Raw genomic sequence first — 24,353 nt, forward strand, 5'->3', positions numbered from 1 at the left:
GACTCAGTACGAACGCAACCCATTTCGACGTCGAGACAAAGGCGAGAGGATCTGCCAAACGCTCGATCACCAGGCTAGGCGTTTGCACCTTGTTTATCGAGCGTATCCTGTAGTTGTTCTTCAGCGGACCTCGTGTAAGGCAGACTCCTAAACCAGCAGAGTAGGCTACCGCTGGCAAGAATACTAAGAATGAGTATCGGAACTCGATAGACGTAGCTACCCGGCATTTGGACTGATTCGACCAAAAACTGTTCCATTCGCGGATGGCTCTCGACAAAGTCGCCATTCATGAAGCTCGCAGAAAATAGCTGCAAGCCATTGTGGCAACCATGAAAGATCATACAAGGCAGAATACTTCCGGTGTGCACCGCAATGTATCCGAGCAACAAGCCAAGCACGAAGGCATTCAACGATTGTTGCAGCATCCCATGGACAATGCCAAAGAAGGCGCTGCTCAATAGAATCGCCGTTCCCTTACTGCCGATGTGCCGCATGCCCGACAGAATGAAGCCTCGAAATGCAAGTTCTTCGCAAATTGCCGGCATGAATGCCAACAGCGCGATCATTTGCCACATGGGGACGCCTTCGGCGATTTTCGCAAAGCCCGATAGTTGCTCCAATGTTTCGGGGCTGATCGGGTATAGCCACTGAACCAATTCCCGCATACCCACCGCGGCCGGGTGTAAGAACACCGCCAGCAATACCGCAGCAAAGACCACACTGAAGCGAGGTATCCGCAGCAGTAAAGTACTTACAGGACTGGACGTAAGCATTGTGGTCATCAAGAGTACAGGAGCGACAATCAAGGCCAACTGAACGATCGCAGTGGAGACCACGAACGAGGACCAAGAAATGGGTGCCGGCGCGACAAGCCGCACAAAAAATTGCAGCAACAACAGAATTACGCCACACATGAAGGCTTCGGCACAAGTCGGCGTATTGGATCGGTCTCGCACAAAGTGGTAAAGCAACAGTTTCAAGTCGAATCGCTCAGACTCGTCAAACAAAACCGATTCATCATTGAATTGATGAACAGCCCACCCCACAGCGAGTCGACAACATAAAGCCGTGACACCGATTACAGGTAAAGCATATCGAATCGCTGATGCGTAGTCGCCTTCGATCAGGCAGCGCAACAGGAGCATCACGCCGGTAATCGGAATCAAACTGTTGCCAAGATTGATTTCTGTACTCGGCATCACAGGAATCACTGCCAGTGGCATCGTAACCAGCAGCAGCGGCATTAGATAATACTGTCCCTCTTTGCTGCTCCGCGCCATCGTAGCAAAAGCAAGCGCCAAGGCGCTAAACAGCGCAGCCAGTGGTAGCAAAGCGAGAAATAGCCAGCCCATCGTACTCAACGGAGGCGGGCCTAATATCGAGGCACCTCCATCGCTTTGTATCGGATTAATTCTCGCGATGATCACCGCTCCGGTGACCGTCAAACTGATCAGGTTCAACAGCGATGTTGCGATGCTAAAGATCACCACCGTCAGCAGTTTCCCCCAAACGATCTCACGACGTTCCGCAGGACTCGAAAGTAAAGTCTCTAACGTTCCCCGTTCTTTTTCACCGGCACAAATGTCAATCGCAGGATAGAAAGCACCAGTCAGCGCCCAAACGATTAAAACGAACGGAAGAATCTTCGACCACATGGCCGCCCGCAAGCTGGTCGACTGCGACACATCTCGATTCGTAATTTGAAAAGGTTCGGCGATGGATTCGGGAATCTGGCGGTCTGACAAGGCCAGCTCGATCATCTGATCTCGCCAACGATCGAGCAACATGCCCACACGATCATAGGCGGCCCGAGAGCGATCTTTTGCACCAGAAAAACATACCATCGGGCTGGGTACCGGCCCCGTGTCGCGATCACTCAACAGATGATCATCAATCTGTTTTGCAAAGCTTGGTGGAATATAAACCACCACATCATATTCATTGCTACGCAGTGCATCTCGCGCCAGCCTTTCAATGTTTTCTCGGCTTACCGAGAGTCCAGAGTCGGCCGTCAGCACCACCAACCGCGCTCGCTCAGGACTGGAAAACAATTCGGGCGCGATTTGCAACCCTTGTTCATTTTCATCGGTCCCTACGACAAATCGCGGTTCGGCTGGAAGATCATCTCTGCCGATCAACAAAACTCGAACTGGACTTTCCTGAACAAACTGAGCAACCTGGAGAAATGACACTCCGATCAAGGGATAGAGCAGCAACGGCAAAACGGCAATCATAAAGATCGTCCGTCGATCACGGAGCTGATCGCGCAATTCGCGTTGAAGAATCAACTTAACGTTGTACCACTTCATGGAGCCGTCCGTTGTTCGTCGTGGCGCGAAATCAGCTGAAAAAACAATTCTTCCAAATCGTCCTCACCATGCGTTTGCCGTAATTCAGGCAAGGTCCCCTCTGAGAGGATATGCCCTCGATAAATGATCGCGATGCGATCACAGAGTCGTTCCACTTCACTCATAATGTGGGTGGAAAAAATAATGCATTTCCCCATGTCGCGAAGTTCTGCAATCGTCTGCAAGAGAGATCTTGCCACCAAGACATCAAGCCCCACAGTCGCCTCATCAAAGATCAAAACAGGCGGATCGTGAATCAAGGCCCGTGCAATGGAAACCTTCTGCTTCATCCCGGTCGACATCTTTGCGCCAAGTACATCACGAATTTCATTCATCTGCAATCGCTGAAAGAGACTCTCAGTCCGTTCCGCTAAGACATCACGTTCCAAGCCGTGAAGTTTGCCAAAGTACTCCACCATTTCTGCTGCGGTCATCCGGTCATAAACGGCCGTATTCGCCGACACAAAGCCGATCTGCCGTCGAACCATCGACGGTCGGTTAACCACGTGATAACCGTTGATTGAGGCGGATCCGCTGCTGGGGCGAAGTACCGTACTGAGAATGCGTAGCGCGGTCGTCTTTCCGGCTCCATTCGGCCCCAACAGACCATAAACCTGTCCGGGATAGGCATCTAATGTCAGCCCCGATAGTGCCAGAACTTTGCCGCGACGCAAATCGGCATAGGCCTTCGTAAGCTCACGGACATGAATCATAGTTAATGGCCTAATTGATCATCGCGAATCATCACATCGAAACAACATCACAGCCAAAGATATTCGACGTGAACGGCAGCCCCTGCACACGGCTTGTCATGACAAGACTTCTCTGCCCATTCAGCTTAGCTCATTCGACAAGTCGATCCCAGGTTGCCAGAAAGCAACAGTGACTATCCCGAGTGGAGTCCAAACACTGTCGGATTGACACAACTTCTCCTGTTCGTTCCCCTCGATGAGTCTGCAAGACCTAGACGAACGGGTCGTGCGGATCGCAGGACAACCCTTTGCTTCTATTCGCTGCGGTCTCCCTGAATTAAAACGTAGTCAAGCGATCTCGTCAAAGCCCCACCACCACCGGTCAGTCGCTTCACTCGCGGAGCACGACCGATATATTCCAAGAAAATATTCCTTGCAATCCACACAACCAATCTCAACGTTAAAAGTCTTCCTCGAAGCGACGTGATTCCGCTTCGTTTCCCGTTGGCGTGAACAAACAAACTACACGTTTCTCGAAGCGACGACTTGCCAATACGATGGATCTCGCAGCGTTAACCAAGCGGGCCAAAGCGGCGCGACGACCTCAACTGGCTCACGGGTTTTCGGATGCCGAAAACCGATGCGACGTGCGTGAAGAGCAATCCACCGGCTGCGCCAATGGTCGACGGCAGGCCCAAATTCAATCGTCGCCCCGTAGTCGATATCCCCGAGTACTGGATGGCCGCGAGCAGCGCACTGCAAGCGAATTTGGTGCATACGTCCCGTGTCCAGCCGAATCTGTAACCAACTGCCAAATTCATCGTGCTTGATGACTTCATAGTTCAGCACGGCCGAGCGGCCGTCGGGATGGTTGCAATCAACTAATTCGGCTTTTGGTTGATTGGGAATCTTTCGCATCTTATCGCACCATTGGCCGCTGACTGGAGAGACTTGGCCTTGCACCAACGCCCAGTAGACCTTTTCAACCATTCGACCGGAAAATTGCTCTGACAATCGTCTCGTAGCGCGAACATGCCTCGCAAAAACGATGGCACCGGAAGTTGGCCGATCAAGTCGATGGGGCACTCCGACATAGGGATTTCCCGGATGGCTTTCGCGTTGTTTCAAGAAGGCGCGTAAGCGTTTATCCAGGCTATCAATTTCAGGCGGTGATTGAGTCAGAACCCCAGCCGGCTTGTTGAGCACCAGACAGGGATGCTGCTCCCAGATCACATTCACGCTGCCGGCGGGCTCCATCTCATTGGCACGATCTTCGATTGCACACTTCCCTTCGCACAAAAAATGCCGTGCGTGATGTGTCCCTTACGGAACAGCAACAGCACGGCATTGGGTTTCAACACGTCCCTAGACAGGGCGAACGACAAACGGTTCGCGATACTCACGAGTCAACATCGCATCTGCTTCGGGATGATCGACAAAGGTCTCTGTCGCCGGATCGAAGGGCAAATGCTGTCCCAAATGGAATGGGGTTGCAGCATAATCGACCTTGTTTCGCTGCAGATGTTCCAGTGTTCGATTCAAAGTTTGCTGGGCATTGTCTGCGACCTCCAAAGCTTGCAAGCGATCCTCCAGCTCACCGACTTGAATCGGATCTCCTAATTGATAGGAGATATTCCCGAGGTGGCAAAGTGCACTCGAAAGATGCCCTTCAAGGATATCAGCGTTCAAATCACGATGATCACGACTTCGTACAGCAGCCACAAAGTTGGCATAGTGATCAGCCCCACCGTTGAACTCACGAATCTTGTTACCATCCAAGTCGAATGCGGCTCCCGAACTGTAACTCGTCATCACGACATAACCATCCTCGCCTTCAAAGATGACACCAACTCGGGCACCCTTATAGTCCGAGGTTTCGAGTCCGCGCACTTCAAACACAAGCGATTTATCGCCATACGCGTGTAACACAACTTGTGTGTTGGCGACGTCGCCGGCATCTTCGTATCCGAATCGGCCACCATAGCTAATGACCGAATCGCTCAGCTGATCTACGCCCAATCCCCAACGGGCCAAATCCATTTGATGGATACCTTGATTTCCAAGATCGCCATTTCCAAACGGCGATTGCCAATGCCAATCGTAATGAAATCGGGGTCGGGTCACGGCTTGCTGTTGAGCAGGGCCAAGCCAGACGTCGTAGTCCACTGATTCGGGTGAAGCGTATTCACCACGCTTCCCAATCGATCCTCTGCGTTTGTAACATAGGCCGCGAGCGACCTTTACCGTGCCGATCCCGCCCTGATGAACAAAGTCCATGGCGGCGATCATGCCGGGGTTAGAACGGCACTGAGTGCCCGTCTGGCAGATTTTATTTTCCTTTCGAGCTACGTCAACTATCACACGCCCCTCGAAGACGTTGTGGCTTACCGGTTTTTCAACATACACATCCTTACCGGCCTGCATGGCCCAAATCGACGCTAATGCGTGCCAATGATTGGGTGTAGCAACGGTGACAATGTCGATCGAATCGTCTTCCAACATTTTCCGAATATCTTGGGAAAACTTTGGTGCATGTTGTTGACGCTCCGCAACTTTCTCGACCTGCCGCTGGCCCACGGCAGCATCCGCGTCGCAAATGTGTGTAATGTTCGCATCACTGCGTCCCACAAATGCGCCAAGATGAGATTTACCTCGACCATTCACTCCGACAACAGCCACGTTCAACTTGTCATTTGGACTCGTATTTTTCGGCTTCTCTTCGGCCCGTAAGCCGGTCGTCGCTCCAGTCGCAACAGCCGCTGCGGTGGCAAACATGGAATCTTCAAGAAATTGGCGCCGGTTACGAACGTTCATGGAGGGCATTCCTCTTTTAGTCGTTTTTTCAGGGATTAGCAGGACACTTACCCGCTCCTGACGCCTAACGCGCCTTGGGGGGAACTTGCATGTCGAAATTGTATCACATTCGAAATCCCGATGCACTTTGAAAGAAAAGTCGCAGAAGAAAAGTTGCACCGAGGAGTTGAAGTTCGTGCTAAAACTTCCTCCCGCCGAATCGGGCAAAAATCCAATTCGTAAGCCAGGGTACAAGTCGATCGACGGCCACAAGCATTTTACCGCCGACCGAAAGCACAATCTCGCGCCGTCGCGATCGCATGGCGGAAACAATTCGACTCGCCACTGCCTCAGGAGTCATCTGAAACGGACTCACCGTGGGAGCTACCTGAGGATCGATCAAGCTATCGAAGAACTCGCTTTTGGTAGTGCTTGGACTTACCAGCAAGAGACCAATGTTTTTCGAAACCAGTTCGCATCGCAATGAATCGGAGAAGCCATGCATCGCGAACTTGCTCGCACAATATTCACTTTTGTTTGGGACAGCAAAATGGCCCAGGACAGAACCCACATTAACAATTAACGGGTCTCGACCGTCCTTCAACAGGGGAAGCGTCGCGCGTATTAGTTCGGCGGGGGCAAAAAAATTCACCTCCATCAAACGACGCAATCGATTTTCGTCGGACGTCGAGAAGGCACCATAAGTGCCGACACCCGAGTTATTGATCAGGATATCCAAACCATCGAATTCACTAACCGCTGTTCGCACTAACTCGTCACGCGTGGTAGACAGAACGATGTCACCTACGACGACGGAGACGCGAAGGCCCTGGGAGCGGAGGTCGGTAGCCAGTGTTTCCAGGCGATCTCCTCGACGAGCCGTAATCAGCAAATCCGCCCGTTGCTCCGCAAGCTCTCTCGCCAACGCTCGTCCGATTCCGCTTGAGGCGCCTGTCAGAAGCACTCGAGCTCCGTCTAACTTTCGTCGCATACCGCTCCTAGGCCACATCCTCGATGGTCGAGTCCCCTACACTGTCCTGTTCATCGGGCGGATTCACCGAAGCCGCTTGATGGGCGCGAATCTCTACACTCGAATCTCGAATTCGTCCCAAATGCTTCTTCGGCATCCGGCAATGAATTGAAACTCGATTATCGACATAGCTACGAGAAAGGATCTCGCCGTTCGCTGCGAGATAAGCCATCAGTTTTCCATTGTCAACATTCATCTCAACATCAACGTCGCAAAACGCATAACTCAACGCGTCGCTGACTTTGTGAGCTAATAGCTCAAGCCCTTCGCCAGTTTTGGCACTCACGGGAATCGCGTTCGGGTAGCGACGCAAAATCCCCTCTACCGCAACACGCGAGGAAGTTGAATCAATCTTATTAACGACCAACAGGGTGTTCTTTTCTTCGATGTCCAAATCTTCGAGGACACCATAGACAGCAGAAACTTGATCGAGAACCGAATTGTTTGACGCATCACAAACATGCAAGAGAAGATCGGTCTGGCGAGCTTCTTCCAACGTCGCTTTAAAGCTGGCGATCAAACGATGGGGCAAATTTCGAATAAAGCCAACCGTATCGCTCAACAAGACGGGCCCCCAATGCGGCAACTGCCAACGACGGGTGCGCGTATCAAGTGTTGCAAAGAGTTGGTCCGCGGCCAACACGCCTGCCCCGGTCAACGTATTCATCAAGGTGCTCTTGCCCGCGTTAGTGTAACCCACCAAAGAAACGGTCATATGATCACTACGCCCGGCCACTTGCCGTTCGCGTCGACGCTCAATCTTTTTCAGATCACTTCGCAAATCGTGAATCCGTTTCTCAACAAGCCGACGGTCCACCTCCAATTGTTTTTCACCTGGGCCGCGCATGCCGACGCCCATATTCAAACGAGATAGATGAGTCCACATTCGCTTGAGCCGAGGTAACGAATACTCCAATTGGGCTAACTCGACTGCCAGCCTCGATTCGTAAGTACGCGCATGAGATGCGAAGATGTCGAGAATTAATTCGGTACGATCGATGACCTTCGTATTCGTTGCCTTTTCCAACGATCGCGTTTGGGCCGGGGTGAGATCATTGTCAAAAATGATCACGTCGGCATCGGTCGACTCGACCAGAACTCGCAACTCCTCGGCCTTCCCCTTCCCCAAGTAAAAGGTACTATCGGGCCGGTCTTTCCGTTGGGTGAGAAGGCCGGCCACAGAGCAACCGGCAGCATTGGCTAACCCTTGTAGTTCCTCAAGATCATCCGCAAGATGCTCATTCTCTGGGAGGATCACGCCCACGAGTACAGCGGACTCGCTGACGAGGCTTTGGGTACGATCAATGTCTGTCACGTTTTGAGAGATCCTCCAAGGCATTGGAACAACGTTTTTCAAGCAGAGCCCGTACTCTAATCAGACCCTCGCCTGAACAGAAAGGCTCCTTTACCAGTTTAACCGGGAATCAGTCGAAACCTAAGTCGTCCCGGGGGCTTTCTGGGGGATTTCGGGATTTTACAAGGAGACTGGCGACTTATTGTTCCCTCAACCGGTCTCAAAATCGACATCGGAGTCGGCAAGAGGTTCACTTGGCATCGCGATTGCCAGGTTGCAGATCGCCGGGCAACCGTTTCACCCAAGCGTCGAACAAGGGACGCTGGAGTTCAATATCTCGTCGTCGATCGCGTCCCAATTCGGCCCGTTCGACCTCCGAAAGCGAAGAAATCCAAGCATCATCGGTAAGCGGAGCTTCCTCGCTTTCCAAGCGTCCGTCAATCACTTTCACCCAATAAAAGAGCCGATCCCCTGTCGAAAGGCGCGCAATCACCTGGCATTCCAACCAAGCCACGACGCCAGTGAGGCGGGGCGTCCCAGTCGTTCCGGCCACCCAATCGACACCGGCAAATTTATCGACATCGCGTCCAGTTTGAGCAGCAAATTGATGGGCAAGTCTTGATTGGCGTTGACTGATGAGATGCAGTCCCAAAGATTCGCTGGCGTCCACCAGTTCACGGGTAAAGTGATTGGCGGCCAGACTTACCACAAAAACGGCCGGATTCGCATCTAACGACGCCTGAGTCACCCAGGTTGCGACTAACCCCCCTTGCTGGCCTTGATGGGCGGCCGTAACCAGCCACAATTCACGACTAATCTTGGCCAAAACATCAGCCACAGCGCTGCTAGAATCCCCGCTCATCGTAGCATTCCCGTTTCTAAGTTCTCGCTGATCTCAAGAAAACACCGATTAAGTCGCTGTTGTACCAAATGCAAGTCTCGCACATCATGTGCGGTGTTCGCTTTCACAAGAATGCGAGTTTGAGGCGGATCGTCCTGATTCGAAACCCTAGACAAACGGTACAAAGCTGACGATGCCATTGGACGCGTGGATCGCGATTTTCATCACGTTTGTGGTATTTACCGTGCTGCAGATTCGGCGCGGAGCCCCCGTGGACGTTCTCTTCCTCGGTGCTTTGATCGGGGTCACACTCAGCGGCGTCATTACTCCCACTGAAGCGCTCGCTGGTTTTGCGAATCCAGCGGTAATTGCAATCGGAGCCCTGCTGGCAGTTGCCGCAGGCCTCCGGTCGACGGGTGTCTTGGACTGGATAGGACAAACCCTGCTCGGATCGGCCAAAACCGAAACACAGGCCATGCGTCGTCTGGCGATCGCCTTGTTATCAACGTCCGCTTTCTTGTTGAACACAGCTTTGGTCGCGATGATGGTCCCCGTCGTGATTGAATGGTGCCGACGTCGGAACATCTCACCATCACGATTGATGATGCCAGTCAGCTACTTGGCCATCCTAGGTGGCGTTTGCTCGCTGATCGGAACCAGCACCACTCTGATTGTTAATAGTCTGTTGGAAAAACAATACACGACACGCCAGAACGAGTTTTTGTCGACAGCCCAAGATTTGAGCGTTGAGCAAGCGCGATACCAGGCGGCATTCATCGAGGGCGTAGCGCCGATGAGCTTGTTCGAAATCGGTCGCGTCGGACTGCCTTGTGCATTGATGGGAACTGGAATTCTTTTTTTGGTCGGACGAAGATTGCTTCCCAATCGAACCGACATGATTGAACAACTATCCGAAAACCGACGTGAGTATGTCGTTGAAATGCTTGTTCAATCAGATTGCCGTATGATTGGACGCTCGGTTGAGTCTGCTGGCCTTCGCGAACTTCCCGGTTTGTTTTTAATCGAGATCGATCGCGACGGTGACATCGTCACACCGGTGGCTCCAGAAGACGTCCTTCGGGCGGGAGATCGTCTCGTCTTTGTCGGTGTCGTGAGTACCATCGTCGACCTGGAAAAATTCCCGGGCTTAGTACCCGCCACAGAGCCCATTTACGGAAGTCAGTTGGTGCGCGACCATCGTCGAAACATGACCGAAGCCGTCTTGTCACGGTCATCGCCGCTGATCGGAACAACGGTGAAAGCAGCCAACTTTCGTCGTCGTTACAACGCAGCAGTCGTGGCCGTGCATCGGGACGGAGCCCATGTGGGTCAAAAAATCGGCGACATCAAGCTTGCTCCCGGCGACACGATTCTGCTGCAAACTCGCGACGACTTTGTTGCTCAACACCGTAACAACCCTCACTTTTATCTCGTGAGTGCGGTCGATGAGTATTCACCACGGAGACACGATCGCACCTTAACAGCAGGCATCCTGGGAATTATCCTCATCGCTTGGTTGATTCTCGCCAATCTGAAATCGGTACAAGCCATCCTTCCCATGGCGAACGACAGTGCCTTTCCGGCCATTGTCGGCATCACGATTGCGGGGCTGATGATCGCCACGCGATGCTTGTCGGTCGCCGACGCACGCGCATCATTAAACCTCCAAGTGCTACTCACGATTGTGGGAGCACTTGGCCTGGGGAAAGCGTTGGAGAAAAGTGGTGCTGCGAATGTCATTTCACAGCTTATTGTCTCCGGCGTAGGCGACCATCCGATGATCCTGTTAATCGTCATCTACGTGATGGCGATGCTCTTTACCGAATTGATCACCAATAATGCAGTCGCCACAATCCTTCTCCCTCTTGCTGTCGGGATCGCGGCGAATGCACAGATCAACCCCAGACCATTTGTGATGGCCATCGCATTGGCCGCATCACTATCTTTTTTGACACCCATTGGATACCAAACTAATTTGATGGTGATGGGACCGGGCGGGTATCGCCCCAAAGACTATCTCACCGTAGGGGCGCCCATCGCGATTCTCGTGTCAATGACCGCGATCATTTTGATCCCTTGGATTTGGCCCTTCTAGCGTCCTGAACGCGATGAGGGCAGCGACATCTGTCGCAGCAAAGCTTCGATTCGTTGATTGAATCGAGAGCCCGTTCCCTGCGAAACGGCCGAGATTTCTTCCAGCGGAGAGTCATCGACTTCCACGCTCTCTGCCGCCGTAACACGAATCCGAACAGCCCCTATCGATCCGCCACCGCTTCTATCGAAGGCCACATAACGAAACGTATCGATCCCCTGAAAACCCGCATCGGGCTCGTAAGAAAAGGAACCGGTTGAGTCAAGCGTCACCTTGCCATGGCTCGGACCATGATACAACCGAGCCGACAACGAGTCATTCTCGGGGTCGCGATCGTTGCTGAGCGCTCCTGTGTTCGCACCTACCGTCAAAATTTGATCGGCTGACACTTGGTAGTCATCAACGCTTGCGATGGGAGCGTCGTTTTCTGAAACCACTTGAATTTGAACGGCAACCGGATTCGACTGACCTTCACCATCGGATATACGATAAGTGAATTGATCGAGTCCGTGGAAATTCAAGGCAGGCGTATAGACGAACGCCTCGTTCAGATTACGTCGTAATACACCATGCGTAGGTGAGTCAACCAGGACGACGCGAAGTGATTGACTGTCGACATCCAAATCGTTCGCAAGTAAGCGATGATCAGCAAAGATAAGCCGTGTATCTTCCGTTGTAGTCAATTCATCAGACACCGCGATTGGATTGTCGTTAATTGGCTGTACCACGAGTGAAACTTTGGCGAGATTCGATTTCGATTTCCCATCCAACGCCCGATAGTAAAATTCGTCTGTACCGTGATAGTCTCCTTCCGGAGTATACAGCCATCTCCCATCGTCCCGATGGGTCACAGTCCCATGGGCAGGAAGGCTGGCAATTTGTATCGTCAACGGATCACCGTCCGAGTCCTGATCGTTGCTCAGCAATCGATCAGGCTGAAAGAACATCGGTTGATCTTCCTCAATCACGATTCGATCGCTCACCGCAACGGGAGCACTGTTATCTGCCGTCACATCAACGATCACTGTTGCCGATGACGACAAGGCGATTCCATCCGAAACTTGGTACTGAAACTCATCTCTACCAACAAACTCCGCATCGGGAGTGTAGATCAGGAAGCCCTTGGCGTTTTGCTTTAACGTGCCGTGGGACGGTCCCTCCGACAAGCGAACTTGGAGGGTATCACCGTCGACATCGAAATCGTTGGGGAGCAGGCGGTAGGGGCCAAGAAACAGCGTCTCGGACTGTCCTGTCGTCAGCTGGTCGGCGATGGCGACAGGACGGTCATTGACAGATCGCACATCAATCCGCGCCCAAGCGGCGTTCGAGACCCCGTTGCCATCGGTCGCTCGATACCAAAACATATCTTGTCCAAAGTAGTTATCATCCGCCTGATAAAGCAGCGAACCGTTCGCTTGCCGCACAAGAGTTCCATGTTCGGGTTGAGAGAAGTTGGCCAGTTCCAGTTGATCGGACTCCGCGTCAAGATCATTCCGGAGTAGTTCGTTAACCTGCCATGAAATAGGGCTATCTTCGACAGCGGCCAGCGAATCAACTCGAGCCACAGGAGCCTGATTTTCAAGTGGTGTTTCCGCGACGGTAATTCGGAATTCATTCGCCGACTGATCGGTTGTGTCCATGAAGTCATCCAACGCCTGCCACCACGCCTGCTGAACGTAAAAGGATCCTTCGAATGAGGGCCATTGATAAACCGTGACACCGTCAACCAGTGGACGTAAGACCTCGAGCTGCCATCGAAAGAAATCATAACTGAACTGTTCAATTCCCAGCCCCGAAACACTTGGCGAAATCCACGCATTGACCGGCTTGCCAAACTTGCGGGCTTCCGCAATGTTGGTCTCAGCATAGGTATGCCAGTAACGAACATTTGAGTCGTGAAACGTATATTGCAAATCTCCCGTCGCAGCCGCATAAATTCGGCCAGAAAAATCATCGTCAAAATCAATCGGATTCCCATCGGGAGTTGTTGAAAGCTGAAAGCTGCGGCCATCGACATTGATCACGTAGTATTCGATACCCGTTTCGAGACCGTTGTTCAATTCCGCATCGACCGCGATCTCGAGTTTAACTCTCTCGACGTCATCAAAGGTCGGCCCCTTTGCATCAACAACTAACGTATTTGAGACCGCATCCAATTCAGCTCCGCGAAAGTACTCCATGAAGTCGAGAGAAAGCGTGTAGAGCGATGGATTCACGGTATCGATCAATTCGGCAACCGTTCCACCACCAAACTCCGCACTAACCGGCTCCGTTCGAAACAATTCATTGCGTGCATGCCAATTCTGAATGGATTGCTCAAAATAGCCATAATTCTGCGATGCGAAGGTTGATAATCCCTTTGCTGCCTCATCCATGCCACGTTGGACGACCACCGGGGCTGTCCAAATTCGTTCGGGCATAATTCGATAGACACCAATCTCTAAATCAGGATTTACCTCCTTGGCGAATCCGAGCAGCTCAGCAAAATTGTCGCGACCTTCAGCTGTATTCACGTGATCCGAAGTCTCGATATTGAAGACATGTTGATGTGTCGGATCGGTGTATTCCGGATTGGTGAGAAAGCGGGTAAACTTTTCAGTCGACAATTCGTCGGTCGCATAGGCGCCATTCACGCGTTCCCAGAATCGCCATCCAGTCCATAAATCGATCGGTTTCAAACCGAGCTCTGTCGTATCAGGACTTGTGCCGTTGCGCCCGAATATCTTGTTGTAGACCGCGAAATCTTCGCTCGTTGCCATGCCAACGGAAAGGCCACCCGAATCGGTTGCGACCACCGTCACATCAGCGAAGCCAGTTTGCCCGCTGGCATGCTCAAGAATCAGACTTCCTTGTTCTTGATTAATGCGAATCGCGTCGAAAAGATCAGCATTGGAATTTGCAGTGACCTGATACGTCAGTCCGCTGCTTCCATCCTCAACATCATCAAACGCTGCGTGCAAATTGATCACCGTCTGACTGACATCCGGAGCCACGGATATATCCAAGATGCCGGTCGTCGTCGGCGCATCGTTCGTCGATTCTAAATTGATCAAAACCGGCAGCTTTTCGATGTTTCCGACTGAATCAAGCGACTGCAGTATGAGCCCGGCTTGCCCATGCTGATTATCCGCAAAACTAAGCTTGAGCCATCCCTCCTCATCGATCACGATTTCGTCAATCAGCATGTCGCCCGATTGTGATTCCAACGAGTAATCAGCCTGACCACTCGACTGGTCTGCAGAAAAATAAGCATTGAGATCGATCTGTTGATCGGGCGCGTCTTCGAACGAATCCAGTTCGATGCCATCAAGCATCAAGGGTGTTCCGCTGAACAACGTCCGAGACTCCAGAGTCGCAACATCACAACCGAATCGGTCAGGTGATGCCTTCAGAGCGTTCGTTCTTCGTCGAAATCGTGCCAGGATTCGTTGGCGCAAGGCGAGAAAGTCAAAATACATGTCGCAGGTGCTGCTCTCTGAAGTCAATCTGGTGCGGCATCGGCAAAGTGAAACCATCAAGATCGCAAACAAGGTTGCACATCATTTTCTATTTCAAAGCCGGTACATTTACCTCTTGCAAGAATTGATCGGACATTTGGGCCGTCTACGACAAGTCTAGTGCGCACACGGCCCGTCGATAGGCAACCTGATCGCCGTTTATCCGGTTTGGAATGAATGTAGGCTGCTCGCCGATTCAGCCGGAAGACATCGTCTCCGTCGATGCCCCCATGGATCCGCGGTTATCGCTGGCAAACCGCATAATCACCAACGGGCACCCGCGTCAATCCAAGCTCGTAATTTGGCGATTTCTCCCGGATTCAGCGCAGGATATTTTGTTCGTTTTGACAGGGGTGGCATGACTGATTCTTCCCCCTCGCCCGTCACCATACGAATCAACGCGCTTTGAGAACTTTTCCCAACAACGATCGCCATTTCCCCGCTCTCCCCGCCTTGCAGGAGCGATTCGCGATCCGTAACTCGAAATCCAGATTTGGCGTCACCGCCACGATGACAACCAACACAGGAACGGTCAAGCAAAGGTTTGATGTCCGAAACGAACTCGACGCTGATCTTTGCTTCAGTGGGACTGAGGTCCGAATTGGCCGTTGCTTGAGAAACAGGTGTCATCGCCAGGGTCATCGCCATCGCGGACCAAGCGGTCGCGGGCGCGGAGATCCACTGATCATTCTCGAATGGAAATCCACTCTCGAAATAAGACTGAAACGGCCAAGCACGAGCTTTTACAAACCAAGAGCCATCATCAAACTGAGTCCGGAGCAGATACTCGAGTCCCCGTTGGTAAGCCGGATGTTCAGTATCCAATCTGCCCGCCACATGCAAAGCGACCAAAGATTGACCTGTCGCCCACGCATCACTCGGAAGATCGGGAAGTTGCGACCAGCCGCCATCCTCTCGTTGTTGTTGCAAAAGCTTATTAACCGATGCAGACAGTCGTCGAGCGGGCACGCCCGACCAAGCAAGTCCAAGCATGCGAAAAACAACTTCCTGGTGGTAGCGAGGTTCACTTGCCGCTAACCATTGCGAGGCCCGCTTGATGCTCGCCCGATTTTCTGACATTTTCCCACGCATCGGATAGAGCTGCAGTGAACGCATCGAAATCGCGGTCGCGACAACATCCGCACCACCTAGCGGCGGTCGTAACATCCCAGCAGACCAATGACCATCGGGATGTTGAAGCCCGGCCAAGTACCACACCGCAGCATCCGTCACCGAGTCAGCCCGATAACCTAGCGACGCCAATCCCCAAAGCCCATAACCAAGAAATCGTGGGGCCACCGGTACAGGTCGATCCATCTGATAGGCACGCTCGGAAAACTGTTTCCATTTTTTTATTTGTCGCTCGACCATTCGATCGATCGATTTTCGATCGAGCTCAATGCCTCGATCAGCAGCCCATCCCAGCGCCACACTCGGTAGATTCTGGTGATGACAGGAAATACAGTTTTTGCGTTCGTCGAGAAATCCGTCAGAACTCAACTGCAACAACGCTAAACTCTTGCGAGTCGCTTGGCTCAGTCGCTGCTGCCAATCAGCGTCCTGCCGGCGCAACGATCGATTCGGAATCGTTCTTTCCTGATCTGGCGACTCCTGCACCCCCGCATCGGTCAATAAGGCGATCACCGACGAATCACCACGCCGGCGAGCCCATGTCAGTGCAGTTTCATCCGCCTCATTTCGTGCCGTCACATCGACACCACGCTCAATCAAGGCTCGGGGAACAGACGTATCACCACATTCGGAGTAGGCCGACAAGACGATTGAGGGAACTTTTCCGGTGGAGGTTCGATGTTCTAAATCGGCACCGTGCTCAATGAGACGCAGGGCAAGCGCTGGTTTTTGTGCCAACAGCGCGTTATTGAGCGATTTGCCCAAAGCAAGTTCACTCTTCGTCTCAACGGCGAGTTGTTTCAACAAGAATTCAGACAGCTGCTCGTGTCCGTACTGGGTCGAGAGTTCCAACAAGGATAAATCAAGCGTGCTGAGTTGCTTTCCTAATCGCTTCTGTTCGGCGTCCCAATCCAACAACACTTTCACGATTTCTAGATCACCCACCAAAACGGCGAAGCGGAGCGGCGTGGCATTGTTCCGATTTTTGGTAGCAGCATTCGCGCCGTGACGAAGTAAGATCCGGACCGCTTCAACGTTTCCATTGTGCCCAGCAGCAACGTGTAGCGGAATGTTGCCGAGTGAAGACGGAGCATTGACATCGGCCCCATGAGCAATCAACTTCCTGACTTTTCGCACATCTCCCGCAGCCCAAAGTAAGGCAGTCACGCCTTCTCGATTGATACTATTTGCGTTGGCCCCATGCGCCAACAACCGCGCCACCATCGGTGCGGTACCATCACGGGCCGCAACCATGAGTGCGGTCGTTTCATCATCCAACACAAGGTTCGCTGGCGTACCTTGCCGCAGCAACGATGTCATGACACCGAGATCGCCATTTCGAATTGCGACAAAAAAAGCATGTGTCGTCATTCGGTCGTCTGCCACACCGATCGAAACGTTCGCAAGCAAAACCAACCAGGTCACCGATCGCCATAGACCACTCGATTGTGCACACTCCATCACAAGTTCTCACTGGTATGCGGATTCCATTTACTGATTCCAGTCACTGTTAACAGCGTATCAGCCCTAGCAGCCAGATGCCAATTCACGAACAAAATCGCTGTTGTTACTTGCTAACGAATGGTAACAACCTTATCCGGCGCTAAAAACAGCAGACGGGCAGTGACTTTTTCTGGAGGCAGACGCAACATACGCTGGACGCCCGCTCCATAAGCTTGCAGTTGAGGTCGGTAGTAGTCGACACGTTGCTGCATTTCTTGAGCGCTCTTGACTGCATCCGTTTTATAATCAATCACGTCAGCCGCAACAGGTCGATTTCGTTCAAAGGTGATGACTAGTCGATCAATCGCTCCCGAGAGAATGGTATCTCCCAAGGAAACGCTCAACGTTTGCTCACTCTTCACCTCCAAACGTCGCCCGCTCCCGGCAGCGAGTTGATCCGCGTAACTGGAGGAAGAGAGCAGGCGCGTCACCTGAGGCTGTGCAATCATTTCCCTAAAGCTATTCAAAGCTTTTTCAATGTGAGACTCATCCACATCATTTTGACGCGCCAGTTCTGCAAGAGCCTGTTGCTCGGGAAGATCTTGATCAATCCAGCGGACCTGTTCAAAAAACAGATGAATCAGTGATCCGAATTGCATCGCGCTTGCACTCGGCAAACTCAATCGATTCCCCAAGCGAACAAACCCTCCACCTTCCAGACTGGATGGTTGCGCCACCTCGAATCCACGATGCATGGCCGTGACTCGGGGCGCGAGTTGCACACAATCAACGATTTGCTCCACGGGCTGTGCGACTGCCGATGTTGCTGACAGTTCTTTCCACCACGCCTCGTTTCCCTTTTCAAGAAACGGCGTTTCGGGCGACAAGGGCTCTTGCTTGTTCACTGCGGCACGGATCAGGCCGGCAGAGGTAGCGGGAATTGTTTTTTCGTTCGCGGCGGACGGGGCAATGATCAGTTCCAAACCATGAACGGCCCGTGTGAGCGCCACATACATCACACACAATTGTTCTCGCGTCGACTGGGTGAAGAAATCATCAAACATCTGTTGGACATTCGCAGAAAAATGACGACGAAGATCGGCATTTGCATAACGACAAACGAGATTGATATTTTCGGTCGCTTTCGGTCGCTGAACCACACAACGAGGAGTTGTCGGCGTCAGCAAACGATCTAAGTCGGGCAAAACAACGTAATCAAACTGCAGACCTTTCGACTGATGCACCGTCATCACTCGCACGCGATCCTCCGATGGGTCGGCAACTTTCTGGCTCTCGATCCATTCCACAAAACCGTCACATCGATTCGCTGATCGATGCTGTAGTTGCTGTCCAATAACACGTGGAGTCTCCAATTGATCCTGATAGACACAAGCCAATTCCACCAATTGCATCAACCGTCGCCACTCGCGTCGATTGCACCACGGTTGCAACTGTTCGGCCCACCGTTGCACGGCATTGCCGAATCCGTTTTCTGCCAGTTCGCGACGAACGGTACGCGAAAAGCGAATGGCTTGCTCTGTGTCGCGATAGTTCTCCAGACCCAAACGCCGGCCCCATGGTGACTGGCTCAAGTGAAATCGAGCGATCGAATCCGAAGGATGATCGCCCAATCGCATCAAAGACAGAATCAGTTGAACCGCGGCCGAGTCAACAAGCGGATTCCCACCCTCTTCACTCGCGGGGACGCCCAGTCGATGCAATTCGTAAATCAACTTCCCCACGCTTTCATTGGCTCTTACCAGGATAGCAATGGAAGCTGTGGGAGCCTGATTGGCCACTTCTTTCACGCGTGCTGCCGCATATTGCAAAGTGATATCGCGTTGTTTCTCGGAATCCTCCGCTGCTGGCGCAGTCCGCGCCACGACCCGCCCCTCCATTTCCTTAACCGTTTTATGCTCGGGGAATGACTCACACCAACCCTCCACTGCGGCTCGTCCTGAAAGCAAATTTGTATGCGCGTCAATATTTTGGTTGATCCGATTGACAACAGAGATCACTTCCCGCGAAGAGCGACGGCTTACATTGAGCGGCTCACCACGGGTCGTATGGGTGAGTTCCTCGTTCACCGCATCTAACAGCTCCGCATCGCCACCTCTCCAACCGTAAATCGCCTGTTTTTGATCTCCGACACAGAGGAACGAGCGGTCAGAAGAATCGGCACTGGCCGCGTGAGCGGCAAAGGGTCGAATCACTTCCCACTGATACAGGGAGGTATCCTGAAATTCATCCAACAATAAGCTCTCAATCGAACCATCCAGCCGGAAAGCCAAATTGCCCATTTGACCGGTGCGTTGAAAATCGGCCAGGCAGCGGGAGAGATCGCCGAACAGAAGTGATCGCCGGTTAAATTTGAGCGTCTCGTATTGCTGGTGATAACGCTGAAGAAGTTCATAGGTGCTTTCTGTTTGCGAAACAATCCGATTGCAAAGTTCGGCAACCGCGTGATTCACCAGCCGTTGATAGGGCTGCACTAATTCAGGAGGCAATTCCGTTCGATTGAACTTTGTTTCCCCCTTCGCCACTTTTGCAGCGACACCTTTCTTGATGAATCCATCCCAATCTTGATTGGCAAAATTCGTCAAATCACGTTCCACCGCTTTCTTGACAGACGGCTTCATTTCGACAGACAAAACGTCCTGGATCGTCTCCTCCAATAGCCGCTCTTCCAAGACAGTTTGTCTCTGCACCCCGCTCCAGCAAGCCGGCGTTGTTTCCAAGAACAGTTCGTATACGTTCGACACCGTATCCCGGACGAGATCGTGAACACCTCGGCGAGCTTCCCCTTTCGTCAACCAATGCATTAACTGCACAACCGTGTCGGTCTGTTCATCCAACAGCAGATTTGCAATCGCTTCATCGCTCATCTGTTGCTGTTCCGACTCATCAATAATTTGCCAATCCGGAGGCAATCCCAACTCAAGGCTCAAAGCCTGTGTCGCCTGCAAGAAAAAAGCGTCGAGAGTTGCAATTCGCAAACGATGAAGCTGCTGAGTAATGCGTCGCAATACGGATCGGCACTGCTGGGTTGTTAACTGCTGCCAGCCGAGTTGTGCGGCGAGTTCTCTGCACTTTCCTTCGTCAGATGCGGCGTTGGCGAGCCGCAACATGACTCGTTGAAGAATTTCACCAGCTGCCTTGCGGGTGAAGGTCGTCGCGAGGATACGATCGACAGGATGGCCTGCAAGCACCAACTGCAGATAACGATTCGAAAGTTGAAAAGTCTTGCCGGTTCCTGCGGAAGCACGAATCACAACATTTTCGAGGGCCGGATGATCCAGCTGTTCTTTTATCGATGAATTCATGATTGCCCCCGCGTGGACGCAGCCTTTTCCAACTGCCGGTCAAAGACCTGATCCTGACAGATCGCTGCAAATGGCTCACTAAAGGCAGGTGGCGGAACAGTGGGCGGCCAAAACACACCGGCTCGAATTTGCTGCACGACTTTGACAGCCGCCTGATCGGCGAGAGCCAGTTCCGCAGAATTCCAATCGGCAAGCTGGAAACCCGTTTTGCCAATTTCTCTCGGCAAGGACACGTACCCCAGTTGAAAGGGGCCTTCATAACCAAGACTCGGCGCCAGATGACGATAGAGGGGCAACTGAAGATCGATCCAATCCTCCACGGCGACCGCGACCCCCTTTTTCTTCCCGAGATGGCTCTTGCGTGGCGTGTCTCCTTGGTCTCCCGACTTGTAATCAAGCACCACCCATTCGCCCGTTCGCTCGTTTTGGTCAATGCGATCAATGCGACCGCGCAGCTCAATCCCATCACCGAGTGGTCCCCAGGTCGTCTGCACATCATCTTCTGTCATGCAGATCTGCCAGCCCTTTGCTCGCCACTCCGCCTGTCGCTCAGCAAAGGCCTCCAACCGTTGCCGCATCTGAACAATTTGCACCTGAACGGCCGTTGAGGGATGACTGCCGAACATTTCTGCCGAAACATTTGAGAGATGTTGCATTAGATCTTCAGCAATGATGTCCTTCGCTTGAGAATCTTTTTTTGCGCCAGAACCAAATCGATCGAGGACTTCATGCAAGACCTTTCCAAATGCCGCACCGTCTAATTCACGCAGCCCATCAGCCGATGATCGCAGCCTTAGAATCCGCTCCAGATAAAATCGGTAGGGGCAGGCCAAATAGGCACGAAAATCAGTGACACGAACCGATTCCACTGGCGATGAAGCGTTTGGCACGGGAACAAAAAACTGATGGTGCTCGCGTTCCACGCGGTTTGGTGATACGGCAATCAAGTCAGCATCTTCATCAACTTCAGCGAAGAAGCGCAAGGCACGAGTCACAATCGTGTCCGTATCGGTTGCAAACAACAATCGGCTTGGCGAGAGCGGATCCCCTTGCCAGTCACGACGGCCTAAAATCAAGCACAGCTCGCGACGGGAATGTGCCAACACGGTCAACGCATAAGCATCTCGCACATAGCGGCGCAGATTGTCATTTAACCCTAAATCAGATCGGAGGGAGTTGGGGAGAAACAAATCACCGTTACTTGAAGTCGGCACATTCCCTTCGTTCATCCCCGTGATCATCAACACTGGCGCGTCGTCCAACGGCAACTCTAACCATCCCAACATCTCGATCGCCTTACTATCGATCGGCGCAGGGAGTTGGAAATTCTCCATCGAATCAACTGCCATCAACAGTGCTTGATCGCAACTAACTTCCACCGCCAAAGCAGCGGGAATATGCTCAAGCTGTAGCAACGCATCGCGAATCGCTTCACAGCCGCTCAAGACGATTCGATCCTGTTCATTTCCAGGATCAAACGCACGCTCGTCGTACAAGCTTTTCAGGATTTCCAACACTGGACTGCTCCAGGCAGCTGGTGCTCGAGGGGGCGTATTGAGTCCAAATAACAGCCCGTCAACAGCCTCGATGACATCCGCAATTTCGTTTGTTTCGTACCAGGTTTCCGGTGACCGCAGGGGCAAATACTGGTTCTGATATTTATCCAATCTTGTCATGAAGTCATCCGACACCTGACAGCGAGTGACAAGCCAATGTTCCATGTCGGGATGGCGCACCAGTTCGCTGAAACAGGCAAAGCTTGGTTTCTGCAGATAATCGATGAGGATCCGCAATAAACGAAGTGGCGGTGCACATTCAATCGACCGACCTGGTCCCCAACGGGCGGCCAGTCCGGCATGCTGCAGCTGCTGTTGAATCAAAGGCAACATCTTTTCATCCGGTACGCCAACGGTGATTTCGGCAGCCGCAAAACGACCTTTTAAATGGACCAAACGATCGACAACAGCCCGACCCTGATCCACCGGAGATTCAACTTGGAGCACTTGTGATTCCTGCAAAGGGATCTGAAAATCCTGCCATGCCGCGGGCACCAAACAGCCATGTGAATCGAACCGCTGGGAATGGTTTTGATCAGCGTGCACCAAAGCCGTAACTTGATCACTCACCTGATCCAGCATGAGACGCATCGCACGGTTCATGTCGGCTGTCGCCAACAAGAGAATCTCACCGGCGGTCTGGCACTCTTGATGCTCGATGGCAAACAGCCGTGCCGTCTGACGATCCCACAATCCCAAACCATCGACGATGGCCAGATATTGCTCCTGCAGTTGAGCTAAGGATTGCCAGCGTCGTTTCTCGCGATCACCTGCTGCTTCCGCCATGTTGGCGACAACATGTTTGAAATCCAGCGAGTCGCTCGCTAACTCACGATGCAAATTCCAGAGCAGAGCCCCTGTCTCCAACCAGCGAGGGTCGTCGCTCGCCTCGGGAATGTCATTCAAAAACGGGCTCAACGTCTCCCGGCCTGCGTTCTTCAACGCGGAGGCCCACGCCAGCTTTTGCACCAAATCTGTGGCAAAAGGTTTTTTTCGTGCGTAGAGCAATTCGGGTAATTTCCCAACCGTCGTGATCTGCGGTGGAAAAAAAACGCAACCTCGGGAGTCGGTTTCCGCCGCGAAAACCTCACGAAGTCGCCGCCCTGCCCTCGCTCCCGGCAAGACCATCACGACGGAACTCAAATCCCAACAGCCCTCACCGTCGATTCGATCCGCCAGATAGTTGACGGCCGCGGGAAGAGCCGCTCGCCGCCAATCAAGAAAAACTCGTTTTATGCCCATCGATCCTTCCACCGTGCGACGATCCGTTCCTGTGAATCGCTACACGATAACAGAAGGGGCTAGGGTCCGACAAATCCGCGTGAAAAGCGACGATCGACTTGAATTGATGGGACTGCAACGGAGATCGCTAGGAACCAACAGCGGGAGGCAAAATCAGTTCCTCGGTTCGTTTCGCGACCACGAACAATTCATTACCGCCTCCAAGACCGCATTGAACCGTACGCAGAGGCCAATCGACAAAACGAAGTGCTTTGATCAACCGACGACGGAACGGCGTGTTGCTCGCCATGACCATTTCACCGGCGGCCGTCTGCTTGCCTCGCATTCGCCTGAGTACGGATGAGGCAACCCGCAACCAAGCATCGGTATAACAAGGCGTAATAATTTCAACCAACTGCCAGCCCGAATCTTCCAACAGACGTTTCATGCTTTGTTTGGAAAACAATTGCAGATGGGCGGGGGAAAAATTGGGCGACAGCGTTCCGGTCGATCGATGCTCCCAACTGTCAGCATTGGGTGTGGCAATCATCGCGAAACCACCGGGACGAATCACCGATGCGGCCTTCTGTAGATGAGCTTCAACCTGAGTCACGTGTTCGATGACGTGAAAAGAAAGGAACGCATCAAACAATTCATCGTCAAACGGTTGGTCTTCAAAGGCCCCCACGCGAATGTCAATTCCGTAGCGATCGCGGATCAGCTGAGCCATTGTCGACGAGTGCTCAACCCCCGTCACCTGATAGCCAAGCTCAGCGAACCGATTGAGTGCCTGCCCATTACCAGGCCCGACCTCAAGCAAGCTGCCCGAGCTCAAATACTTTTGGACGACTCGCATCCGCCAGGCAACTCGCCATTCTTGGCATTCAGCGAACAGTTCCGTCATACAGAACGAATCGTCCCCATAGAAATCCTGTTGTTCCTGTTCAAATTTGTCAGAGCGTGCTTCTTCGCCATCATCCAACCGAATGTGATAGCGACAATGTCGACAATAGACGTAGTCACCACCGGTTGTGGCAACGAGCGGTCGCCAGTCCTGCTTACCACAGGCTGGGCATTTCATCGAAGGCAGCA

General features: G+C 52.6%; 13 protein-coding genes. 1 reads left to right on the forward strand and 12 read right to left on the reverse strand.

Annotated features, from left to right (window positions below; genetic code table 11):
• Positions 1–74: 74 nt before the first annotated feature.
• The 7 genes from P8N76_04995 to P8N76_05025 all read right to left on the reverse strand — a co-directional run bounded on the left by P8N76_04995 (position 75) and on the right by P8N76_05025 (position 9,019).
• Positions 75–2,309, reverse strand: coding sequence for an ABC transporter permease subunit (locus tag P8N76_04995; protein ID MDG2381008.1), 2,235 nt, complete (start codon positions 2,307–2,309; stop codon positions 75–77).
• A complete protein-coding gene (locus tag P8N76_05000; GenBank protein MDG2381009.1) occupies positions 2,306–3,061 on the reverse strand; it encodes an ATP-binding cassette domain-containing protein in 756 nt (251 codons plus the stop codon). Before P8N76_05000 ends, P8N76_04995 begins: the two co-directional genes overlap by 4 nt.
• 501 nt (positions 3,062–3,562) lie before the next feature.
• Positions 3,563–4,279, reverse strand: coding sequence for an RNA pseudouridine synthase (locus P8N76_05005; protein ID MDG2381010.1), 717 nt, complete (start codon positions 4,277–4,279; stop codon positions 3,563–3,565).
• 126 nt (positions 4,280–4,405) lie between these two features.
• Positions 4,406–5,854, reverse strand: coding sequence for a Gfo/Idh/MocA family oxidoreductase (locus tag P8N76_05010; protein ID MDG2381011.1), 1,449 nt, complete (start codon positions 5,852–5,854; stop codon positions 4,406–4,408).
• A gap of 178 nt (positions 5,855–6,032) precedes the next feature.
• Positions 6,033–6,824 carry an SDR family NAD(P)-dependent oxidoreductase gene (locus P8N76_05015; protein MDG2381012.1) on the reverse strand — a complete coding sequence of 264 codons (792 nt, stop codon included), beginning with the start codon at positions 6,822–6,824 and terminating at the stop codon, positions 6,033–6,035.
• Positions 6,825–6,831: 7 nt separating this feature from the next.
• Positions 6,832–8,178 carry a GTPase HflX gene (hflX, locus tag P8N76_05020; protein ID MDG2381013.1) on the reverse strand — a complete coding sequence of 449 codons (1,347 nt, stop codon included), beginning with the start codon at positions 8,176–8,178 and terminating at the stop codon, positions 6,832–6,834.
• 229 nt (positions 8,179–8,407) lie between these two features.
• Positions 8,408–9,019, reverse strand: a complete 612-nt coding sequence (locus P8N76_05025) for a flavin reductase family protein (GenBank protein ID MDG2381014.1) — start codon at positions 9,017–9,019, stop codon at positions 8,408–8,410.
• A 172-nt stretch (positions 9,020–9,191) separates the two neighbouring features.
• Here P8N76_05025 and P8N76_05030 point away from each other — a divergent pair, with 172 nt between their 5' ends.
• Complete coding sequence (locus tag P8N76_05030; protein MDG2381015.1) at positions 9,192–11,093, forward strand: SLC13 family permease; 1,902 nt, start codon at positions 9,192–9,194, stop codon at positions 11,091–11,093.
• Here the strand turns inward: P8N76_05030 and P8N76_05035 are convergent.
• The 5 genes from P8N76_05035 to P8N76_05055 all read right to left on the reverse strand — a co-directional run bounded on the left by P8N76_05035 (position 11,090) and on the right by P8N76_05055 (position 24,342).
• Complete coding sequence (locus tag P8N76_05035; GenBank protein MDG2381016.1) at positions 11,090–14,404, reverse strand: Ig-like domain-containing protein; 3,315 nt, start codon at positions 14,402–14,404, stop codon at positions 11,090–11,092. The genes P8N76_05030 and P8N76_05035 overlap by 4 nt on opposite strands.
• 447 nt (positions 14,405–14,851) lie before the next feature.
• The gene (locus P8N76_05040; protein ID MDG2381017.1) at positions 14,852–17,179 is read right to left on the reverse strand and encodes an ankyrin repeat domain-containing protein; all 2,328 of its coding nucleotides are present in this window, start codon (positions 17,177–17,179) and stop codon (positions 14,852–14,854) included.
• Positions 17,180–17,292: 113 nt separating this feature from the next.
• The gene (locus P8N76_05045; protein ID MDG2381018.1) at positions 17,293–20,484 is read right to left on the reverse strand and encodes a UvrD-helicase domain-containing protein; all 3,192 of its coding nucleotides are present in this window, start codon (positions 20,482–20,484) and stop codon (positions 17,293–17,295) included.
• Positions 20,481–23,282 carry a PD-(D/E)XK nuclease family protein gene (locus tag P8N76_05050; protein ID MDG2381019.1) on the reverse strand — a complete coding sequence of 934 codons (2,802 nt, stop codon included), beginning with the start codon at positions 23,280–23,282 and terminating at the stop codon, positions 20,481–20,483. The genes P8N76_05045 and P8N76_05050 overlap by 4 nt, the downstream gene beginning before the upstream one ends.
• A 127-nt stretch (positions 23,283–23,409) precedes the next feature.
• Positions 23,410–24,342 carry a methyltransferase domain-containing protein gene (locus P8N76_05055; protein ID MDG2381020.1) on the reverse strand — a complete coding sequence of 311 codons (933 nt, stop codon included), beginning with the start codon at positions 24,340–24,342 and terminating at the stop codon, positions 23,410–23,412.
• Between the last annotated feature and the right edge of the window lie 11 nt (positions 24,343–24,353).

Source organism: Pirellulaceae bacterium (assembly GCA_029243025.1).
Lineage (GTDB): Bacteria > Planctomycetota > Planctomycetia > Pirellulales > Pirellulaceae.